The organism is Bacteroides caecigallinarum, from assembly GCF_021531075.1.
GTDB classification, from domain to species: Bacteria; Bacteroidota; Bacteroidia; order Bacteroidales; family Bacteroidaceae; genus Phocaeicola; species Phocaeicola caecigallinarum_B.
The window spans coordinates 12,985-32,915 of sequence record NZ_JADYTJ010000040.1 but is presented as its reverse complement, the minus strand read 5'-3'; the positions used below and the strand labels follow the sequence as shown (position 1 = coordinate 32,915).

Genomic DNA, 19,931 nt, shown 5'->3' with positions numbered 1-19,931 from the left:
AAGAACTGCTGATTACAATACTAAGGACTCGCTTTTCTATTGTACAAACAGGGCACTGGCATCTGTAGGTACGAACTTATTTGTGAATTACTCATATGTATAAAATTAATTTTGAATAGTTACTTAAGAATTAAAATGTAGCATACGTCAACATAATCCATCCGAATTTTGAGGTAGAACAAATTATCAATCCATCTTTACCTGAGTTACAAGGACCTTATCAATTCTTGCTCCATCCATATCTACTACTTCGAAATTAAATCCATTCCACTGCATGGTCTCCCCACTCTGAGGTACATGCTGAAGATGCTGAAGAATAAGACCACCAAGCGTATGGAAATCCGAAACTTCAAACAATTCCGGACGGTTGAAATAATTAAGGAAATCGTACATAGGGCACTGTCCGTCAACCAGCCATCCGTCATTATTTACCCTCTTTATAATATCTGGTTCATCATCTGCATCATCCACAGATCCTACCAGTCCTTCAAGTATATCTTTCAAGGTAATTATACCGGTACAGGCACCGAATTCATCGCATACAAGGGCACGGCTGATCTTCTTCATCTTCATCTGTTCCAACACCTTGTATACATTCATATTCTCATGGAAGAACACAGCATCCTGAGTCAATGCTACAAGATTAAAATCATCTTCATGCAGATGCAGCACAAGGTCTTTCAGGTGGATAACACCCTTAACATGATCCAAATCTCCGTCGGCAATAGGGTAAAATTCATAAAGATTGTCGCTAACAATGCTTTTCACATCATCTACAGTCATATCTGTGTCCAGCCATACGATATCCGACTTATGAGTCATAATAGAACTGACTTTCAAATCGCCCAAAAGGAATACCCTCTGCATGATATCCTGCTCCACTGGCTGTACTTCGCCGTCTTCGGCTCCTTCTTTTATTATAGACTTGATTTCTTCTTCAGTCACCTTATTATCCTCCTCTTTTACGCCAAGAAGATTGAAGATAACCTCAGTGCTTTTTGCGAGCAACCAAACGAAAGGAAGTGCAATTACCGAAAGTATGTTCATCGGCTGTGCCATTACTTTTGCAGCCTTTTCAGCCATACTCATACCTATACGCTTAGGAACAAGTTCACCGAATATAATAGTAAGATATGTAACCACTACAACGATAACACCCTGAGCCAAACCGAAGGCGTATGTAGAAGATACTCCCCATGATTTCATAGCTTCTGTAAGATCGACTGCAATCTGATTTCCGGAATAGATACCGGTAAGGATTCCGATAAGAGTAATACCAATCTGTACGGTAGAAAGGAACCTGTCCGGTTCATTTGCGAGTTTTAAAGCTGTTTTTGCCGATTTGTTTCCGTTTTTAGCGTCAGCGGAAAGACGTGATTTACGGGCTGATATGAGTGCCACCTCGGACATTGCGAAAACTCCATTAAGCAATATCAACCCGATGATAATAAAAATTTCGTTCATATATATATTAAATGTTTTCAACAGCAAAAATAATAGATTGTTCACGCTCAACACGAATTAATAACATTCTATTAGAAAGTTTTAACAATCTGTTTATCACTCATTTTAGGCAATACCTAAAAATGATTAGTAGTGCCATAAAAAACAGTATGAAATATACCTAAAAATTGCGATTGTGGCAAAGACCTTATGGCAGTAACTTTGCATCCGGAATTAAAAGATTAGAAAATATATTTATAAGGTATTAGTTTATGAGCAAAACGCTGTGGAGTCAGTATTTAAAATTTGTATTTCTTTTTGCAGCAATGACATTATGCGTGACAGTCAAAGCGGAAGTACAGAAGGTTATTCTATCCGGTATAGTAAAATCGACAGACAAAAGTCCTGTGGATTTTGCAACCGTCTACCTGAAGAACACCAACTTCGGATGTACGACTGACGAAAAGGGTGAATACAGGCTCAATGCTCCGGCCGGAGAATACACACTTGTAGTCTCGGCCATAGGGTTTGAGACTTATGAGAAAAAAATCAATGTCGGCCATAGTAATAAAAGACATTTAATAACATTAAAACAATCAGTAACAGAATTGGACGAGGTAGTGGTGGTTTCAAATGGTGTAAGTCGTCTGAAACGTTCGGCATTCAACGCTGTGGCCGTTAACACAAAGGAGATGAAGAACAGTACAAAAAGCCTGAGTGATGCCCTCGCCAAAGCCCCTGGTATGAAACTCAGAGAGTCGGGAGGAGTGGGCTCGGACATGCAGCTGATGCTCGACGGGTTCAGCGGAAAACACGTGAAGGTTTTCATTGACGGTGTACCGCAGGAAGGCGTCGGAAGTTCCTTCGGACTAAACAATATTCCAGTAAACTTTGCAGAAAGAATAGAGGTATATAAAGGTGTGGTCCCGGTAGGTTTCGGCTCAGACGCTATAGGAGGAGTTATCAATATTGTCACGAACAAGAAGAAACAGAACTGGTTCCTTGATGCTTCGTATTCATACGGCTCTTTCAACACGCATAAATCAAACATTCATTTCGGACAGACCTTGAAAAACGGATTTACCTACGAGATAAATGCTTTTCAGAATTATTCGGACAACAATTATTATATAGATGGTCCTATAAAAGACTTTGAAACCGGAAACATCAACGCAGGAACAGGCAGAGTAAAAAGATTCAATGACACCTACCACAATGAAGCTGTAATCGGGAAAATTGGTGTAGTAGATAAGAAATGGGCAGACCGACTGATGTTCGGATTTACATATTCAAATATGTATCAGGACATACAGACTGGTGTACGTCAGAATATCGTCTATGGCGAAAAGCACAGAAAAGGACATTCGCTTATGCCTTCAGTGGAATACAGGAAAAGAGACCTTATTGTCAAAGGACTTGAACTGATGATAACAGGTAACTACAATAGGAATACTACTTATAACGTGGACACAGCAGCATACGAATATAACTGGCTAGGCGACAAGAAACTGATGAATACCCGTGGCGAACAGTCGTATCAGTATTCGCGTGCAGATAATGACAACTGGAACAATACAGTAACACTGAACTACAGAATAGGTAAGGCACATTTCATTACATTTAATAATGTGTTCAATGCATTCAGACGCGAAAACACTTCTCTACTAACGAAAGAAGAACAGACCGACCCTATAGACAAACGTACAAGGAAAAACATCAGCGGACTGTCATACAGACTTATGATGTCGGAAAGATGGAACTTTTCAGCTTTTGCAAAACAATATTTGCAATATGTATCAGGTCCGCAAGCCACAGATGCTAATAATTCAGACTTTGTGCGTACAGACAGGAAAGTCAGTTCAACCGGATATGGAGCGGCAGGTACATTCTTCGTAATACCGGCATTGCAGATTAAACTGTCATACGAAAAAGCCTATCGTCTGCCTACCATTGAGGAAATGTTCGGTGATGAAGACTTAGAAATGGGTGATATAAGTATCCGTCCGGAAAACAGTGACAACATAAATCTGAATATCAGCTATAACAAGACTTTCGGCAAACATAGTGTTTATCTGGAAGGAGGATTTATATACCGCGATACCAAAGACTATATACAGAGAAATATCGCCGACCTTAGCGGCGGTAAGATGGCTGCTACATATATCAACTATGGCAAGGTCCTTACCAAAGGAATAAATGCTTCGGTTAGATACGGTTTCAGCAACTGGCTGAGCATAGGCGGAAACTTCACAAGGATGGACGTGAGGGACAATCAGGAAATGGCAATAGGAACAAATCAGCCTAATCTGGCTTATAAGGAACGTATGCCCAACATACCTTACATGTTTGCCGATTCGGACATAAATCTTTATTGGCACAACCTGTTTGAGAAAGGCAACACGCTGACCTTTACATACGACAACCAGTATCTGCACAGCTTTTCATACTACTCGCAGGTGATAGGCTCAAGCAGCGACTACATTGTTCCAAACCAGTTTTCACACAACATCAGTCTTTCGTACAGCATGAAGAAAGGAAGATATAACATTTCCTTCGAATGCCGTAATCTGACAGACGAAAAACTGTACGACAATTTTAGTTTACAGAAAGCAGGAAGAGCATTCTACGGAAAAGTAAGAGTATATTTTGGTAAATAAAAAATACAATCTAAAATGAGTAAAAAAATGAGCAAAAGAAATCTTATCAGAAACATGGCCATATTACTTGGCGTAGCAGTATCTGCAACTTCATGCAGCGAGGAGACAGTTGACAACAACAATAATAACAACAATACAGACCAAAAAGGTCAATATGTAATAGCTGCATCGGTCACAGCATCCGGAAATACCACTAACGTACTTCTTACAGCCTCATCGCTAGACGAAGGAACAGTTTCAACTAAAAACAACGGACTTGTTAACGACGGAGCTACACAGTGGATATACTATAACAACCAGTATCTTTACGGACTGGCATACAATCAAGGTAATGCAGGAGTCACAACATCATTCATCCTTGACGCAAACAATAATATTAAAAAGAGAAACGGAGAATTTGCCATAAGACGTTTTACTACTTTTGGCACATACGGAAAGTATATCATGACTACTTCTACCGGCGACGGACCTACAGAATGGAACGATGATAACGGATATACTCCAAAATCATTCCTTATTTCTTATTTGGATGCCGCAGGAGAAGTTTATACAACTAACGATACTCAAAACGAAAAGTATCTATCGGAAAACTTCCTTGGAAACGGAGAATATGTTACCTTAGCAGGTCTTCTTGAAAATAACGGCAAGATATTTTCGGCAGCCATACCTATGGGATTGAGCCAGTACGGAACCAAATTTGAAAACGGGAGATGGGTTCTGCCAGGCAATGAGGATTTGATAAAGACAGAAGAAGGCGGTAGCGGTAGCAGCTCATACAAGAAAGATGAACTGCAATGGACCCAATACCCGGATGAATGTCACATAGCAATATTCAGTGACGAGACTCTCACAGAAAAGAAAATCATAAAGACAGACAAGATAAGCTATGCAGCCGGAAGAATGAAATCGCAGTACTATCAGATGGTATGGAGTGCAGGCAACGGTGATATTTACGTATTCTCACCAAGTTATGCCAAAACGATGAAAGACAGCCGCCAGCAGACTACACTGCCTGCCGGAGTTGTGAGAATTCCTGCCGGAACAGAAAGCTTTGACGATTACTACTGTAACATCGAAGAACAGACTGACGGAAAATCATTCATGCGCTGTTGGCCTATTGCTGACGATTATTTCCTTTTGCTAATGTACGACCGTCCATTCTCCGAAACAGGATATACAGCAAACCAGCTTGCTATTTTCAAGGCAGAAGACAAGAAGATTACTTACGTATCAGGAATGCCTTCTGACGTAAGCGGATTCGGAAACACTCCATACATAGAAAATGGAAAAGCTTATGTAGCAGTTACTACCACTTCCGGATATCCTGCCATCTATAAGATAGACCCTACTACAGGAGTTGCGACAAAAGGACTTACAGTAGAGGCGACTCAGCTTTCAGGTGTAGGAAAACTTAATGTAACGGAATAACATTGATAGTATTATAGGAGGTCTTCCATCTCCTATAATATTTTATTACAAAAAAATAAGAATGAAGAAAACATTACATAAGATACATCTCTGGCTTTCTATCCCATTGGGGCTGATAATCACTGTGATATGTTTCACCGGTGCCACACTGGTATTCGAACAAGATATCACCCGGGCTCTGAACAAGCACCTTTATCAGGTGGAAGCACCTCAGGGAAAAGAAAGGCTTGCTCCTTCCGAAGTCATAAATATCGTACAAGACAGACACGGCGAAATGAAGATTTCATCCGTAAGCATACCCAAAGCTACAGATGCTACATATCAGATAAGTTTCAGCAACGGAGGAAAAAAAGTCCTGTTCGTCAATCCTTATACCGGCGAAAGCATAGGATGGTCGAAATCATATCCTTTCTTTCAGACAATGAGGAAACTCCACAGATGGTTCCTTGATGTTCCTAAGAGTAAAGGCAGCATGTCAACCGGTAAACTTATAGTGGGTATTTCTACAATAGCCATGACAATAATCCTCATAAGCGGACTGGTGATATGGATTCCACGTACCCGTAAGGCTCTGAAGAACAGGCTTACAGTGGCTTGCGGCAAAGGTACAAGACGACTGATGTACGATTCGCACGTAGCACTCGGTTTCTATGCCACAATATTCCTACTGATTATGGCACTGACCGGACCTACATGGTCATTCGGATGGTATAGGGAAGCCGCGTACTCACTCCTTGGAGCCGAGCCTCAACCACAGAATCAACAAGCCGGACACGCTCACGGACATGGAAATGATGAGAAAAAAGAGAACGGCAAGACAGAACGCCGACAGGAAACAAGCATAGCATACGATGCAGCCTTGAAGGAGATACAAGATCTATATCCCGAATATAACTATATCAAACTGAGCAAAAACGAAGCAACCGTATCATTGAACAAATACGGATACAGGAGTAAGTCGGACAATGTAAAGTTCAACCCCAAAACCGGCAAAATAACCGAAATCAGGAAATTCGAGAATCACAGTGTGAGACAGAACCTCAGAGGACTGATATATTCGCTACACGTAGGAACATGGGGCGGTCCTGTAACCAAAGTCCTTTACTTCCTGGCAGCACTGATAGGTGCCACTCTCCCACTTACGGGATATTATCTTTGGCTAAAAAAGAAGATGAGATAACAAAACTCCAAACAACATATCTGATAGTTCGTAACGAGCTTACATATTATATGAATATAACTTGTGTTTTTATAAATCACAGTGTGGTTTGTATAAACACAAGTTGTATTTTTATAAACGACAGTGTCGTTTACAGAAAATAAGCAGAAGAATTCCGCTCTTACCGCATCGGCGATATTTCATCTTCCCGTCATATCTGTCGGGAGATGCAGAATATATCGGTTCTATCATAATTATACTTCTTTTATGTATTTAACTTACTATAATTACAAATATAAAAAGATTATATGAAACTATATTACATCAAAAAAACAAATAAATACATTATCTTTGCAATCTAAACGAACACTGAAAGATTACAATATGGGTAGAATAAAAGTTTCAGCACCTAAAAATATAAATACAAACATACTTTTACCATCGTCAAAGAGTATATGTAACAGGGCTCTTATCATAAAAGCACTGTCAAAAAATGACGGGAAAATAGAGAATTTGTCCGAATGCGACGACACCTTCGTGATGGTGCGCGCACTAAGTGAAATGACCGACACCATAGACATCATGGCAGCAGGTACAGCCATGAGATTTCTAACCGCATATCTTTCGGTTACAGAAGGCGAACATATCATTACTGGAACCGAAAGAATGAGACAACGCCCGATTAAAATTCTGGTGGATGCTTTGAGATGCCTCGGTGCAGACATTGAATATACAGAAAAAGAAGGTTTTCCTCCACTGAAAATCATAGGAAAAGAACTTAGCGGGAATGTTATCTCACTGCCTGGGGATATAAGTTCGCAATACATATCAGCTCTTATGATGATAGGTCCTACTCTTAAAAACGGACTTACTCTTAATCTGACCGGCAACATCGTTTCAAAGCCATATATCAATCTTACAATACAGATAATGAAAGAATTCGGAGCTAATGCAGTATGGACTGATGAAAATACCATAAGCATAAGCAACGAAACTTACAAACCTACTCCATACTACGTGGAAAGCGACTGGAGTGCTGCTTCTTACTGGTACGAAATGACAGCCTTGTCGGAAAACGCCCGTGTGGAACTTCCGGGACTTTTCGAAAAGAGTTTCCAAGGAGACTCAAAAGTAGCTGAACTGTTTGAGCAACTGGGTGTAACAACAGAATATGGAGACAAGAATGTAGTTCTGACAAAAAGCGGAAAGGTTACCGACAGAATGGAATACGATTTCGTAAACCAGCCGGATTTGGCACAGACATTCGTAGTGACCTGTTGCATGATGGGAATACCGTTCCGCTTCAGTGGTCTGCAAAGTCTCAAGATAAAAGAGACAGACCGCATGGCTGCACTTATAAACGAGATGAAGAAACTGGGATACGTAATATCGGAAAGTAATGGTTCTATATTGTCATGGGACGGAGAAAGATGCGAAGGTGACGCAAACCCAGCCATAGACACATACGAAGACCACAGAATGGCAATGGCATTTGCACCTGCAGCACTGAAGCTGATGGAAATCAGAATAAACAATCCGCAAGTGGTATCAAAATCCTATCCCGGATTCTGGAATGATTTGACCAAGGCAGGTTTCAACATAATGGAGGAATAAAGACATGTGGATACTCGTTTTAGCACTCATCGGTGTTGCGCTGTTCGGACTTATAGCCGGATATTTCTATAACCGCAACATCCAGAAGAAAATAGAAAAAGGAGAAATAACCGAAGAGCCGAAAGTGGTTGAAGTAGACAGCGAATGCTGCGGTCAGCATGAGACATGCGAGAAAGACAGTCTTCTGGCAGCCGTAAGCAAGTCGATAGAATACTACGACGATGAAGAGCTGGACCGTTTCAAGGGACGTTCTTCTGACAGTTACACTGAAGAAGAGATAGAAGAATTCAGAAACATACTTTACACTACTCAGGAAGTGGAAGTAGCCGGATGGTGCCGAAGCCTGCAACTGCGCGGCATTGAACTACCGGACGAGCTTAAGGACGAGCTGTTCCTGATAGTGGGAGAAAGAAGAATACATTAAAAAAAGATATAAGGTTTCAGTTACAAGTTGACAAGGTTTTGGTTTCAACGGCCATTGGTTCCATCCGGATGGTAGTCTCGTCATCTTGTTAACTCGTCAACTTGTCAACTGACATAAAAACTTAAAAACTCAAAATGACCGATTTCATAGAACTATTCCAATATACGTTTTTCCAGAATGCGCTGCTGGGAAGTCTTTTTGCTAGTATTGCCTGCGGAATAATAGGTACATACATTGTAACAAGACGCCTGGTTTTCATAAGCGGGGGAATAACTCATGCTTCATTCGGAGGAATAGGTATAGGACTATACACTGGTATATCTCCACTGCTTACTGCAGCTGTTTTCTCTGTGTTGTCGGCATTCGGAGTGGAATGGTTAAGCAAAAGAAGCGATATGAGAGAAGACTCAGCCATTGCCGTATTCTGGACCTTAGGCATGGCTGTGGGAATTATATTCAGTTTTCTTGCTCCCGGGTTTACTCCAGAACTGTCATCATTCCTATTCGGCAACATTCTTACGATAACTATAGGCGATATAACCTTGCTTGGCATAATAAGTCTGGCATTGGCTGTATTCTTTTCCGTTTTTATGAAACCAATAGTTTCAATAGCTTTTGACAGAGAATTTGCACGTTCGCAGCATCTGCCTGTAACACTGTTTGAATATACATTGATGATGTTTATAGCACTTACTATAGTGTCATGTCTCAGGATGATAGGTATAGTACTTGTTATATCATTATTGACACTTCCGCAAATGACAGCTAACCTGTTCACTTACAAATTCAAGAACATTATATGGTTGTCTATTGGAATTGGATATATAAGTTGTATAGGCGGATTGATACTGTCATATCAGCTTCAGGTACCTTCGGGAGCGGCAATAATATTTACATCCATAATAATATACACATTAGCAAAACTAATAAAGGCAAACAAAAAAACTATATAAATATGGAACTAAAAATCAATTCATTGGATCAAATCCACGATGTTGCCAGACAGTTTATAGCTGAAATGGGCGACAATACAGTATTTGCTTTCTATGGCAAAATGGGTGCAGGCAAAACTACATTTATAAAAGCTGTATGCGAGGAGCTTGGAGTGACAGATGTAATAAACTCGCCTACATTCGCAATAGTAAACGAATATCGTTCTGAAACAACCGGCGAGCTGATATATCATTTTGATTTCTACAGAATAAAGAAACTGGAAGAAGTTTATGACATGGGATATGAGGATTATTTCTACAGCGGTGCACTATGTTTCATAGAATGGCCGGAACTGATTGAAGAAGTTCTACCAGGCAATACGGTTAATGTATATATAGAGGAAAACGAAGATGGAACACGTTCTGTTCGTTTCGATTCATAAAACAGTATGACTGCACATTATATCATACAATCAGTTTTCATTATTCTAGGACTTTTGTCTATTATGGCTGCAATTCTGAATTGGGACTGGTTTTTCAAGGCAAACAACTCACAATTCATAGTAAAGGCATTGGGCAGAAACAAATCCAGAATATTTTATGCTGCATTAGGTATAGGAATGATAGCGGCAGGAATATATTTTTTTCTATCAGTCAGAAACATAGAATGATATACTTATTATAACAAATGCTCCAATACTGCCATAATGCAATACTGGAGCATTTTTATGTAATAAACAGTGTATTATAAACCATCTATAAAAATCAGAACACACAAAATCTATCCATCAGGTTCTTCTTATATTTTCTTGAAATCACTACTTCTGAACATTCGTCAAATGGTGGACACAGAATACAATTACTATCATGTATCATGACCAGATAATCCATATTCACAATATATGACTGATGAACCTGTATAAAGTTTTTATTAAAGGAACACAAAAAATCGGCTGAAACATTTCTTCGCAGCGAAACATTTTCGCCTGAAGACAATACAGCTTCCCATAATTTACGTTCAGACACATATCTGAAAAATCCTACCTCGGTAGACTTTACCATCCGCATCTCACCTGTAGGTAATATAACCATAAATGACGATTCTTTTGACACTTCCGGAATATCATTCTGTTCAAGTGGAACAGAATTTGTCTCGTAGTCAAGAAGAAATCTTGAAATGACGACATCAAACTCTTTTCTATCTATTGGTTTCAGCAGAAAATCAAAAGCACTGTGTCTAAGGGCGTTTATCATATATTTATCATGGGCTGTATAAAATACCACACGCATATTCCAAGTTATGTCATTTCTGACCTCTGACAAAAGTTCCATGCCATACATTTCGGGTAACTCAACGTCCAGGAACAATAAATCAGGCATATACTTCTTTATCATAAGAATCCCCGAAGTTGCATCGTGGGCAACTCCATCAACATGAAATCTTGGATAATTTTTTAATTGTTCCACCAATGCCAAAGCAGAAGCTTTTTCATCGTCTATAACAACAACCTTATAAAACTCCTCCATAATTATTTCTTTATTTCATATGTATATCCTACAGGCAACGAATATCTTATTTCACATCCTATTTCAGAATTTTCCAAAGGAACATTCACTATTTTCATCAGAATTGGTTCCTTGTTATACATATTAAGTAACTGTATACTTTGGGTAATAACTTTCAATCCTGTACCAGTTCCCCTGTTACTGCTGTTGGGCTTAAATCCACCTCCGTTATCCGTAACTGTTATACATACTGCATTATTCACTCTATATACTTTAATCCATAAACATTTTCTGCCTTCTTTAGTCTTGAGAGCATGTTTCAGAGCATTCTCTACAGGAATCTGAATCATCATGGAAGGAATCTGTATACTCTTGGTATCCACATCATCCGAAACAGATATTTCATAATAGAAATCATCACTCAATACCGGTTTCTGGATAGAAATATAAGTTTTAACGAAATCAAGTTCGTCATCCAGGGTAATACAGAGACTGCCTGTCAGCTCAAGGTTTTTACGTATAAGTTTTGATAAAGATACAAGATTCTCACTGTCTTTTTCTGTTCCATGATTCACCATTTCCCTATTCAAAACATTAAATATGAAATGTGGGGAAATCCTGTTTCTTATATTTTCAAGACGTAACGTACTTATATCAGTCTGCATATTCCATATTTTTTTGTCACTGCGGCGCTTTTTGTATATTATAAGTAATCCTGACAATGAAACTACAAACAACGAGCCCAAAACCAGAACATATATCCACTGACGGAGTGCAAGTACCTGATTTTCTTTTTCCTTGATAAAAAACTCCTTTTTCATCAAAGTGCTATCCTGTTTATACTTAAGGGCTATTTCCGCTGAACGCATTTTTATACGTTCGTTTCTGATAGAATCGTCTATATAAGCATTTTTTTGCTGATAATAATATGCATTCTTGAAATCGCCGCTTTCCTCAAAATAATGCTGTAAATACTTATTTCGTATATGCAACATATTAGGTTCAATAAATTCAGGCTTTACTGCATTTGAAAGGATTCTTGATGCCTGACCGACATTACCTTGCTTAAGAGCCAATTCTATGAGCTGGGTTTCTATATAGTATAAAGCCGAAGTGTGATTTATTGATTTAAAAAAGCTATAGCAATCATTAAGGTATAAAGAGGCTGAATCTGTTTTGTCCATCAGCATATAAAGTTCACCCATATTTACTTTTGTGAAATTACGCTCATATTCCATATCACTATATGAATTGGCCAATTGCATTGACTTTTTAAAATATTCCATAGCCTTATTGTAATCGCCACGGTAATAATAAGAATTGCCCCTATTGTTTAGGTATATATGTTTCTCAAAAGGAAGCATTGCATCATAAAACTTACCAGCCATATCAAAATAATGGTCACACTGCTGAAAATCCCTTAAATCCATATAAACCTGAGCAAGACCATAATATGAAGGGAAACGCTTCTTTTCGTCTATCATAAGTGTATCCGATAAAAGCAAGGATTTTCTATACCAATAGGCACCCATATCAAACTTTCCGCAACGCACATAGGCATCGGCCAAATTTATTGAAATATCTATCATATCCGGCGAAAGTCCCAATTGTGATGAATACTTATATGCCTTGTGAAAATAAACGACAGCAGAATCCATTACTGTCCTTCTGGAATATAAATTACCACGCATATTGTTTACACCTGAAAGTAATTTATATTGTTTTATTTCTTTATTTCCAGAAAGACAATATTTTTCAACACTATCCAATAATATTTTTGCAGAATCATATTCAGACAAGAACATCATGGCTTTCGATTTTACCATGAGTAAAGAATAATATAAATTCATATCGGTTTGCTCATGCAACACACTGTCTATGGCCCTGACTGCCATTCCTGGATTTGATCCCAAAATTGTGTCACAATATGAAATCAAACTATCCGAAGCGACTGTCACCCTTTCCCCTTTACGTGATACACAAGATATAAATATGATATGAAGTAGAATGAAAAATATAATAAATAAAAATCCTTTACGCATAATAAATTGTGTTTTACTTACAAAGAAATAAAAAAACAAATTATAAAACAAAAGTTATAATTGATTATTTATATCTGAAAAACGGATTAGTCTTCATTTTTTTATAATAATAAATTATCATCCATTATGTACAGACAATTTTAAAGCCAAGCTATGTGATATGAGGAAAAAAATTATGATATTTGCATAGAAAAAACATACGAAAATGAACTATCAGGAAACTATTGAATATTTATACAACATCACGCCTTTATTCCAAAACGTAGGAAAAGCCGCTTACAAAGAAGGATTGGATAATACTTTAAAACTTGACGCTTTCTTTGAGCACCCTCATAAAAAATTCAAAACAATACATATAGCAGGAACTAATGGTAAAGGTTCATGTTCGCACACAATTGCAGCAATATTGCAATCGGCCGGATATAAAACAGGACTCTATACTTCACCTCATCTGGTAGACTTCAGTGAGAGAATAAGAGTTAACGGCAATCCTATTGAAAAAGATTTCGTAGTAAAATTTGTAGAAGAGAACAAGCATTTTTTTGAGCCGTTACATCCTTCATTCTTTGAACTTACCACCTCTATGGCATTCTTATATTTTGCTCATAAAGAGGTTGATGTAGCTGTGATAGAAGTTGGGCTTGGAGGAAGACTTGACTGTACGAACGTTATCCACCCGGACTTAAGTATTATAACAAATATAAGTTTTGACCACACTCAGTTTTTGGGGCACACACTGTCTGCCATAGCTTCTGAAAAGGCTGGTATAATAAAGGAGAACACACCTGTAATAATAGGCGAATACAATAGCGAAACCAGAGAAGTATTTGAAAATAAGGCCAGGCAAATGAATGCAAATATCATCTTTGCAGAAGACAGTAAATTAATTACAGAAGCTGTACATACCGATGACGGACACTTTATTTATCAATCATCCTTAATTAACAATCTTTACGGCGAATTATGCGGGAACTACCAACTTAAAAACACCAATACTATTCTTAACAGTATAATAAGACTAAAAGATTTAGGATATAAAATCAATGAACAAAATATACGTGAAGGGTTCAAAAATGTTTGTCAACTAACAGGTTTGATGGGCAGATGGCAAAAACTGGAAGATAATCCAACCATAATATGCGATACAGGACATAATATTGGAGGGATAGGATATATTACAGAGCAACTATCAAAAATGAAGTATGACAAACTCCATATTGTGATAGGAATGGTGAATGACAAAGATATAAACGGGGTAATATCACTATTGCCAGAAAATGCAGTATATTACTTCACACAGGCTTCTGTAAAACGAGCACTCCCAGCAGAGGAAATAAAAAAAATCGGCAATAGTCACGGACTGAAAGGCGAAGCATATAAAAATGTAAAAGAAGCATTATATGCAGCAAAACAAAATGCCAGTGAAAAAGATATGATTTTTGTTGGAGGCAGTACATTCATTGTAGCCGACCTTATTGTATTGTATAGCATAAAAACAACTATTAACCAATAAAAGATATAAACAACAAACAAAATAACTTTCTTTTTACCGAAAAATGTTTGGGTATTTTAAAGAAAATCTTTTTATTTGCATGATAAATTAAAGAACATGTAAATAAAAAGATTTAAATATATGGACAACACATTTTACCATGAAAACAATCTAAGCGGTCTTAAAAGATCTGATTTTCAAAAAACAGTAAACGGAAAAGAAACTGATTTATTTATTCTTTCCAATGACAACAATGCAGAAATAGCAATAACCAATTATGGCGGGGTTATACTCACAATCATGGTTCCTGACAAAAACGGGAAAATAGAAAATGTAATTCAAGGACATGATTCAATAGATGGCGTTATAAACAGCCCGGAACCTTTCTTAAGCACATTAATTGGAAGATATGGCAACAGAATAGCTAAAGGAAAGTTCAAACTGGACGGAAAAGAATATAATCTTACAATAAATAACGGTCCTAATTCTCTACATGGAGGACCAACCGGATTTCATGCCAGGGTTTGGGATGCAGAGCAAACCAGTAAGCAAAGTATTACACTGCATTATTTATCAAAAGACGGAGAAGAAGGTTTTCCAGGAAATCTTGACATAACAGTAATTTACACACTTACAGACAGTAATGAACTTATCATAACCTATAATGCTATAACAGACAAAAAAACATTGGTTAATCTTACACATCATGCTTTCTTCAGTCTGTCTGGAGTAAAATCACCTACACCTTCTGTAGAAAATAATATTCTAACCATAAATGCCGATTTCTATACACCTATAGATGAAGTTTCAATACCTACAGGGGAGATAAGCAAAGTAGAAGGAACTCCTATGGACTTTAGAACACCTCAGGTAGTAGGCAGCAGGATAAACGACAAGTTTGAACAGCTGGTAAATGGTGCCGGATACGACCATTGTTATGTAATCAACAAAGAAGAGCAGGGTGTACTGACTTTTGCTGCAAAATGCGTTGAACCAATCAGTGGCAGAAGTTTGGAAGTTTATACCACAGAGCCTGGTGTTCAGCTATATACAGCCAATTGGCATAACGGTTTCAAAGGTTATCATGGTGCGACATTCCCAGCTAGAAGTGCAATATGTTTTGAAGCACAAAAATTCCCAGATACGCCGAACAAAGGACATTTCCCATCAGCAGTATTAGTTCCTGAAGAAACATATCATCAGGTTACAATTTATAAATTCGGAGTAGAAAAATAATAAACCTAAATAATTAATCATTTATCTCTTAAACAAATTATGAACCAACAAAAACAAAATGGTAACTTCATTGCAATTCTTACCATGTTTTTCTTATTTGCAATGATTTCTTTTGTTACCAATCTCGCTGCACCATTTGGAACTATATGGAAAAACCAATATGCTGGTGCAAACACATTAGGAATGATGGGTAATATGATGAACTTCTTGGCCTATTTGTTCATGGGTATTCCAGCCGGTAACATGCTTGTTAAAATCGGATACAAGAAGACAGCACTGACAGCCATAGCTATTGGTTTTATAGGATTGCTCATCCAGTATTCTTCAAGTATCTTTGGAGCAGATGTAAGTGTATTCAATGCAGGTGAATACGTTATTAAACTCAATTTCATTATTTACCTTTTAGGTGCATTTATTTGCGGTTTCTGCGTATGTATGCTTAATACTGTTGTTAACCCGATGCTTAATCTTCTAGGTGGAGGAGGAAACAAAGGTAACCAGCTTATACAAACAGGTGGTGCCCTTAACTCATTATCAGGAACTTTGACTCCACTGTTCGTAGGTGTACTGATTGGAACAGTTACTGAAAAAACAGCCATGTCTGATGTATCACCATTGTTGTTCATTGCAATGGGTGTATTCGCATTCACATTCATTGTTATTTCTTTTGTGAGTATCCCAGAACCTCATATGAGAAAGTCAAATGAGAAAGCTGAAAAATTCTCACACAGTCCTTGGAGTTTCAGACATACTGTACTTGGTGTGATTGGTATTTTCATCTACGTAGGTATTGAAATTGGTATACCTGGAACTTTACTTTTCTATTTGGCAGATTCTTCTGAAAAAGGTGCAGGTATCATAACTAATGGAGCCGCTATTGGTGGAGCTATTGCAGCAATTTATTGGTTGCTAATGTTGGTTGGACGTCTTACAAGTAGTATCATTAGTGACAAGGTCTCTTCACGCGTGCAACTTATTACTGTATCAGCAACTGCTATTATTTTTACAGTTCTTGCCATTTTTATTGATAAATCTGTAGGTATAAATGTTCCTACATTTGTATATGACCCTATTGAAAAAACTACAGAAACATTGATCAATGCTGGTATCTCTGAAGACGCTGTAGCAGCATTTATTGCTAATCCATCAGAAGAAGCGTTATCTCAGCATTCTGCAGCACTACAAGCAGCAAATATAAAGCCAGCATTTGTTATGGGTTCACTTGAAACCCCTAAAGTGCCAGTAAGTGCTATATTTTTAGTATTATGTGGTCTTTGCACTTCAATTATGTGGGGAGGTATATTTAATCTTGCAGTAGAAGGCCTTGGTAAATACACTGCTCAAGCATCAGGTATATTTATGATGATGGTAGTTGGTGGAGGTATTCTTCCATTAATTCAGCAATTTATCTCTGATAAACTGGGATATATGGCAAGCTATTGGTTAATTGTAGCAATGTTAGCATACCTTTTGTTCTACGGACTGGTAGGATGCAAAAATGTAAATAAAGACATTCCTGTTGAATAAAAATCAAAATCATGGTAGTACATAATTTATATATGTACTATCATGATTTTCATTATATTAACCTTTTAATTAATTATAATCATGGACATAGAATTTGTTAGAAGTCGCTTCATTAAGCATTTCGACGGTACAACCGGCTATATATACGCCTCACCGGGACGTATCAACCTCATAGGTGAACACACAGACTACAATGGTGGATTTGTTTTCCCTGGTGCAGTTGACAAAGGTATGATGGCTGAAATCAAACCTAACGGAACGGACAAGGTTTGTGCGTATTCAATCGACCTTAAAGACTACGTAGAATTCGGTCTGAACGAAGAAGATGCTCCATCGGCTAGCTGGGCCAGATACATCTTTGGAGTATGCCGTGAAATGATTAAACGTGGTGTAGATGTAAAAGGATTTAATACTGCATTTGCAGGAGATGTGCCTCTTGGAGCAGGAATGTCATCGTCTGCTGCATTGGAATCAACTTATGCATTTGCTTTAAACGATTTATTCGGAGATAATAAAATAGACAAATTTGAATTGGCAAAAATTGGTCAGGCTACAGAACACAATTATTGCGGAGTAAACTGTGGAATCATGGACCAATTTGCATCTGTATTTGGTAAGGAAGGAAGCCTAATCCGTTTGGACTGCCGTTCATTAGAGTATCAATATTTCCCATTCAAACCAGAAGGTTATAGACTTGTTCTTGTCGACTCTGTTGTTAAACACGAACTTGCATCTTCAGCATACAACAAACGTCGTCAAAGTTGTGAAAATGTAGTTGCAGCAATCAAGAAAACACATCCTAATGTTGAATTCTTACGTGACTGTACTATGGAAATGCTTAACGCTGTAAAAGGTGAAGTTTCTGAAGAAGACTATATGCGTGCAGAATATGTAATAGAAGAGATTCAACGTGTTCTTGACGTTTGTGACGCTTTGGAAAAAGGCGACTATGAAACAGTAGGACAAAAGATGTATGAAACACATCATGGTATGAGCAAACTATACGAAGTTAGCTGCGAAGAACTTGACTTCTTGAACGATATAGCTTTCGACTGTGGTGTAACAGGATCACGCGTCATGGGTGGTGGATTCGGCGGATGTACCATCAACCTTGTTAAAAATGAATTATACGAAACATTCATCACAACTGCAAAAGAACGTTTCAAAGAAAAATTCGGACGTAGCCCTAAAGTTTACGATGTAGTAATAGGTGATGGTTCACGCAAGATTTGCTAATAAAAAGTTTTACAATAAAAAAAGCTGCTTGATAAGCAGCTTTTTTTATTGTAAAACTTTTGCAAAACGTGTTATAATCAAAGAAATTATAGTTAAAGAAATTCCAACTATAACAACACCATCCCATTGGAATGAATGCCAAAACAATCCTGCAAGGAAGGTTCCAAATGCTCCACCTACAAAATATGTTGTCATAAAAATTGTATTTACTCTATTTGATGCACTTGGCAAAGATGTAAGAACATAAGTCTGATTACTTAACTGTATACATTGCATACCTATATCAATAAGCATTATTCCGATAATAAATCCAATATAAGTATTCTGAAATAAATACATTATTCCCCACGCAACTGTTATAATAATACAACCTATATAGTTCAGTCTTTTTACACCTAAAATACGAACATAACGTCCAACCAACGATGCTGTCAGGGCACCTGCTACACCACACAGGCCTAACAATCCTATAATATTGTTGCCTGCATAAAAAGGCGCTCCACTTAATTTAAATGCCAAACAAGCCCATAAACATAGAAAACTACCAAAACACAATCCTGCCCTTAATGAGGATAATCTGATATCCTTACGCTGTCTGAATATAGTATATAAAGATTTCATCAAGTCTTTATATGTTCCTTTATAATTGACCGTCATGTCAGGAATTATCTTAAGGACTATGAATATACAAACCAACATTATTATTGCTGCAAGATAATACATTGTTCTCCAACCATAGAACTCTCCTACTATACCACTGATAACTCTTGAGCCTAAAATGCCTGTCAAAAGACCACTTACCAGAACACCTACATTTTTTGACTTGTCCTCAGGTTTGGAAAACTGCGATGCGATAGGTATAAAGATCTGCGGCATAACAGAACATATTCCGGTTATCAAAGATGAAACCAAGACAAACCCTACATTATCAGATAGTGCCTATAGATAGCATGGAAACGGATAACAATGAGAAATTTACTACAATGATTCGTCGCCGGTTATACAAATCACCCAAAGGGATGATAAACAACAACCCCAAAGCATAACCGATCTGAGTTACCATTGGTATCAGATTTGCGGTAAATTCACTGACTTTCAAATCCTGACATATGTCATTCAACAATGGCTGATTATAATATAAATTAGCCACAGCCAATCCCGACATAATAGCTAATATTAACAGCAAATGACCGGGAATTCCTTCATTTTCTATAAGTTTCTGTTTCATAGTGCAA

14 protein-coding genes and 3 pseudogenes are annotated in these 19,931 nt (G+C 37.7%); 13 read left to right on the top strand and 4 right to left on the bottom strand.

Going from position 1 to position 19,931, the window contains the following annotated elements; genetic code table 11:
* Positions 1–186 precede the first annotated feature (186 nt).
* Positions 187–1,464: a hemolysin family protein gene (locus I6E11_RS10865; RefSeq protein ID WP_235338059.1), complete on the bottom strand. Its 1,278-nt coding sequence runs from the start codon at positions 1,462–1,464 to the stop codon at positions 187–189.
* A gap of 305 nt (positions 1,465–1,769) precedes the next feature.
* Here I6E11_RS10865 and I6E11_RS10860 point away from each other — a divergent pair, with 305 nt between their 5' ends.
* From I6E11_RS10860 to I6E11_RS10825, 8 genes are all read left to right on the top strand, one after another.
* A complete protein-coding gene (locus tag I6E11_RS10860) occupies positions 1,770–4,100 on the top strand; it encodes a TonB-dependent receptor (protein WP_235338060.1) in 2,331 nt (776 codons plus the stop codon).
* A gap of 27 nt (positions 4,101–4,127) precedes the next feature.
* Entirely contained in the window at positions 4,128–5,528 is a 1,401-nt protein-coding gene (locus I6E11_RS10855; RefSeq protein ID WP_235338058.1) for a DUF4374 domain-containing protein, read from the top strand.
* A 61-nt stretch (positions 5,529–5,589) separates the two neighbouring features.
* Positions 5,590–6,708: a PepSY-associated TM helix domain-containing protein gene (locus I6E11_RS10850; RefSeq protein WP_235338057.1), complete on the top strand. Its 1,119-nt coding sequence runs from the start codon at positions 5,590–5,592 to the stop codon at positions 6,706–6,708.
* A gap of 363 nt (positions 6,709–7,071) precedes the next feature.
* A complete protein-coding gene (locus I6E11_RS10845) occupies positions 7,072–8,301 on the top strand; it encodes a 3-phosphoshikimate 1-carboxyvinyltransferase (RefSeq protein WP_235338056.1) in 1,230 nt (409 codons plus the stop codon).
* 4 nt (positions 8,302–8,305) lie between these two features.
* Positions 8,306–8,725 (top strand): phospholipase, encoded by a 420-nt coding sequence (locus I6E11_RS10840; RefSeq protein WP_235338055.1) that lies wholly within the window; start codon positions 8,306–8,308, stop codon positions 8,723–8,725.
* A gap of 134 nt (positions 8,726–8,859) precedes the next feature.
* Positions 8,860–9,678, top strand: a complete 819-nt coding sequence (locus I6E11_RS10835; RefSeq protein ID WP_235338054.1) for a metal ABC transporter permease — start codon at positions 8,860–8,862, stop codon at positions 9,676–9,678.
* Positions 9,679–9,680: 2 nt separating this feature from the next.
* The gene (tsaE, locus tag I6E11_RS10830) at positions 9,681–10,100 is read left to right on the top strand and encodes a tRNA (adenosine(37)-N6)-threonylcarbamoyltransferase complex ATPase subunit type 1 TsaE (RefSeq protein WP_235338053.1); all 420 of its coding nucleotides are present in this window, start codon (positions 9,681–9,683) and stop codon (positions 10,098–10,100) included.
* Between the two features lie 6 nt (positions 10,101–10,106).
* Entirely contained in the window at positions 10,107–10,328 is a 222-nt protein-coding gene (locus I6E11_RS10825; protein ID WP_235338052.1) for an immunity 17 family protein, read from the top strand.
* Positions 10,329–10,422: 94 nt separating this feature from the next.
* Here the strand turns inward: I6E11_RS10825 and I6E11_RS10820 are convergent, their stop codons facing one another.
* Together I6E11_RS10820 and I6E11_RS10815 are read right to left on the bottom strand one after the other, a co-directional pair.
* Complete coding sequence (locus tag I6E11_RS10820; protein WP_235338051.1) at positions 10,423–11,184, bottom strand: LytR/AlgR family response regulator transcription factor; 762 nt, start codon at positions 11,182–11,184, stop codon at positions 10,423–10,425.
* A 2-nt stretch (positions 11,185–11,186) separates the two neighbouring features.
* Positions 11,187–13,205, bottom strand: a complete 2,019-nt coding sequence (locus I6E11_RS10815) for a tetratricopeptide repeat-containing sensor histidine kinase (RefSeq protein WP_394800129.1) — start codon at positions 13,203–13,205, stop codon at positions 11,187–11,189.
* Positions 13,206–13,410: 205 nt separating this feature from the next.
* On the opposite strand from I6E11_RS10815, the gene I6E11_RS10810 reads away from it, so the two are divergent.
* The 5 genes and pseudogenes from I6E11_RS10810 (at position 13,411) to galK (ending at position 18,696) form a co-directional block, all read left to right on the top strand.
* Positions 13,411–14,718 (top strand): bifunctional folylpolyglutamate synthase/dihydrofolate synthase, encoded by a 1,308-nt coding sequence (locus I6E11_RS10810; protein WP_235338049.1) that lies wholly within the window; start codon positions 13,411–13,413, stop codon positions 14,716–14,718.
* 120 nt (positions 14,719–14,838) lie between these two features.
* Positions 14,839–15,933: an aldose epimerase family protein gene (locus I6E11_RS10805; protein ID WP_235338048.1), complete on the top strand. Its 1,095-nt coding sequence runs from the start codon at positions 14,839–14,841 to the stop codon at positions 15,931–15,933.
* 39 nt (positions 15,934–15,972) lie between these two features.
* Positions 15,973–16,992, top strand: a pseudogene (locus tag I6E11_RS10800) (MFS transporter); the annotation flags it as partial.
* A 174-nt stretch (positions 16,993–17,166) separates the two neighbouring features.
* A pseudogene (locus I6E11_RS15340) lies at positions 17,167–17,460 on the top strand (MFS transporter); the annotation flags it as partial.
* Between the two features lie 81 nt (positions 17,461–17,541).
* A complete protein-coding gene (gene galK, locus I6E11_RS10795; RefSeq protein ID WP_235338046.1) occupies positions 17,542–18,696 on the top strand; it encodes a galactokinase in 1,155 nt (384 codons plus the stop codon).
* 45 nt (positions 18,697–18,741) lie between these two features.
* Here the strand turns inward: galK and I6E11_RS10790 are convergent.
* A pseudogene (locus I6E11_RS10790) lies at positions 18,742–19,924 on the bottom strand (MFS transporter).
* Positions 19,925–19,931 lie beyond the last annotated feature (7 nt).